2 protein-coding genes are annotated in these 3,522 nt (G+C 34.1%); both read left to right on the top strand.

Annotated features, from left to right (window positions below):
* On the top strand, window positions 1-633 hold a 633-nt coding region (locus WBN21_RS12285), incomplete at its 5' end, for a T9SS type A sorting domain-containing protein (protein WP_424200692.1).
* A 368-nt stretch (window positions 634-1,001) separates the two neighbouring features.
* Window positions 1,002-3,522 (top strand): LamG domain-containing protein (locus WBN21_RS12280; RefSeq protein WP_424200690.1); only part of this gene is annotated, 2,521 nt, incomplete at its 3' end.

Genomic DNA, 3,522 nt, shown 5'->3' with positions numbered 1-3,522 from the left:
TTATTGTTAGGGTTTAGCGATTACACCACAGATGGTTATGATTATGGGTTTGATTCAAAAAACACCGATGCGAGTAATAACGACCTTCATTTAAGTTTGGAAGGCGAAAGCATGAATATTCAAGCTTATGGGCCAATTACAGAAGAAAAAGTAGTGCCCTTAAATTTCAGTTCATCGGGCGATAATGAATTTGAGATTAGAATTTCAGACAAAGAAAACATCGATGACACCCAAGACATATATTTACTTGATAATCTAACCGGTACATATTTCAGCTTAAAAGATTATGCAGCCTATAGTTTTACATCCGACCAAGGGATATTCAATGATCGTTTTGAAATAGTATTCCAAAACGAGCAACAAAGTTTAAGTGTTGAAACGGCTATGATACCAGAAAATCATGTGTATTTTAAAAACCAAACCAACACCTTATTCGTAAAAAAGTTAAGTAGCGATGTTAAGAACCTGTCTTTAATAAATATGCACGGTCAAGTTATATTGGAAATGACGAATGTTTCAAGAGCTAGATTAGAAAGTGGATTACAATTTAATAATATCACTACAGGAGCATATGTTGTATGTATGAGAACAGAAGCGAATGAAGTCTTATCAAAAAAGATAATTGTGGAATAAAACCTAAAAAATGTAAGTAAAATTGCATTTCATCGAATTAAAACATCGTTTAATCGGACTTTTATGAGTGTTTGTCAAATTTTTGCACTATTATTGTCATGATTTATATAAAATTTAGTCATTAAAACCGAAGTATTCTTCCCTCAAGTTTAGTTCTAAAGTATATTATTAGAATAATTTTTAAAAAAATACAATTTATAATTGTGACATTATAAAGTTAGAAGGGTCTAAAAATCAAGGACATATTAAACAAATTCCTTGTGTTTTGGACATTCTAAACTGCTGTTGCTATTAAAATAAATATTTAAGCTTTAACGAATAAAACATAAAATTATTAGTTAATTAAGGTTCCCCCAAATCTATTAATTATGAAAACAAAATTTCTTTTTTCCCTGCTTACAATATGTGTTATAAGTAATACTCTTATAGCTCAAAATTCACCATTAAAACTTATAGTTAAATGGAAAAGCCAATCATATGAGCATAAAGTAGAGCTTTATAATACCGCGAACGATTTATTACTTTCACTTTGTGATGATACGCAATGCTATCAAACTACACAATCGGGTTCAACTGATCAATATAGTGTGAAATACGATTTAGGCTGTGTTCCTAACGGAAATAACTACTATATAAAATTATATGATGCCGCAAATAATGGTTGGAATAACGGCAGGGTACGCGTTAAAATTGATGGCACAGAGGTTGTTAACGATACTGGAGGTGGCGCTAATACTACTGGGCAAATAATATATTTTAATGTGTCGGGTGGTGATGCTAAATGTAGTAGTCTTCCAGATTTAGATCAAGATGGCATTCCTGATTATTTAGATTATGATGATGATGGAGATGGGATTCCAGACTCAGTTGAAAATTTAGGTGAAGATAGGTTTGAATGTACACTCCCGCCGTTGAATTTTAAAAATGGCGTATTTGATGCTGGCGCAAGTTCAGGCTCACCAGTTGGAACCGTTGGTGCTGTGTATAGATTTGGTAATACCATATCCGGTTACGATGTTTTAATGGAAATAACCGAATTAACAAACGCTACAATTGCCAATATTGATGATGATACAATAGGTAATCCTGATTACCTTCAAACGACACTTACTTTTGCGGCAATAGGAACGCCTGGTGCTACTTTTAAGTTTACCATCGTAAACTCGGGAACTACAATACCCTCTACAAATATATTTAGAGTTAACGGAGTTACTTGGGATGTTGATGGTACATCAAGTTTAAAGGAGTCTGTAATTTATTATAATCCGGCAGCCTATGGTATTGAAAACCCGTCAGATTTAACAATTACGGATTTAGGATCTAATAATATAGAAATGACATCAGATGATGTAACTGTTAACGGTTTTTCTACATTACCCTGGTTAAGAGCATATTTCCAATTTATTGGCAATTCTTTTACCATGCGTATGCAAGCAATTACAACGACAGCTACCGCTACAACACGTCAATTTATGATGTCGTTTACCCAATGTGAGTTTTTAGATTTTAATTCGAATAATTTAACTATTGTTAAAGGAGAAGATTTTGACAATGATGGTGTTGATAATCATTTAGATTTGGATAGTGATAACGACGGAATTCCAGATAATATTGAAGCACAAATAACAGCTGGATATATAGCACCAACAGGTACTGTAGCTAGTACAGGAATAGATACAGCCTATGGTACCGGATTAGATGTTGTATTTACAGATTTTGATTTTTATCCAGATTTTCTTGATTTAGATACGGATAATGATGGGATACCAGACATAGAAGAAAATGGTATGGCTAATGCAATTATTACGTTTTCAGATCCTGATAATGATGGTCTTGATTTACTTTTCGAAGGGTCAAACTTATATGATCCGAATGATCCAAATGATGACATTGATGACCCAACTGATTTATCCATATTACCCGATACCGATGGCGATTTAGGTTCAGGCGGCGATTTAGATTATCGCGATTTATTTGATGTCAACCCACCAGCTTCAGCAACTATAGATTTTGATGGTGTAGATGATTTTTTATCAACGCCAAGTTTTATAGATGGTTTAAATGATGTGACTATCATGGCTTGGGTAAAGCGTGGTAATCCAACAGGAAGCGATATGGTTATCGCCGGTGAAGACTCAGGATGTAAACTATTTTTAAAAAATGGCTGGACGCCAAGTTTTGTTATAAAAGGAGCAGGTGTTGGACAAAAAACAATTACCTCTCCAGGGTTTTTGGTTCTAAATGAATGGCATCATATTACGGGAACTTATACAAGTTCAACTGGCCTTTTACAGCTTTATGTCGATGGGGTTTTGACAGGTTCACAAACCGTTTCAGCAACTGGAGCGGCTATAGAAAACACAAGCGCTAGTAATGATAATTTTGAAATAGGCAGGTTATCAAGTAATGTTAGTAATCAACAATACTTTAGAGGTAACATTGACGAGGTACGTGTATTTAATACCGTATTAACTCAAAATCAAATCCGACCATTAGTATATCAAGAAATCCAAGAAAATTCAGGAAAAGTAAGTGGTACTATGGTTCCAAAAGATATCAAGGATTATTCAAATAATTCAATCATTAATTGGAGTAGCTTATTAGCCTACTACCCAATGACCGACATCATAAACAATCATACAAGCGATGCCTCAGGGAACAATAACACGCTTTCATTACAAAACATATCAACTGTTCAAGATCAAACAGCGCCAATGCCATTTGTTACAGCAACTGATGGTACTTGGACAACCCAATCTACATGGTTACATGGCGATGTTTGGGATATTGAAAGTATTTCAAATAATAAAGATTGGAGTATTGTAAGAGTTGGCAGTAATGTAACGGCAAGTCATGCAGTTAAAACCTTAGGATTAATAATTGATAGCG

Source organism: Algibacter sp. (genome assembly GCF_049667265.1).
Taxonomy (GTDB): Bacteria; Bacteroidota; Bacteroidia; order Flavobacteriales; family Flavobacteriaceae; genus Algibacter_B.
This window is presented reverse-complemented; position numbering and strand designations above follow the sequence as displayed.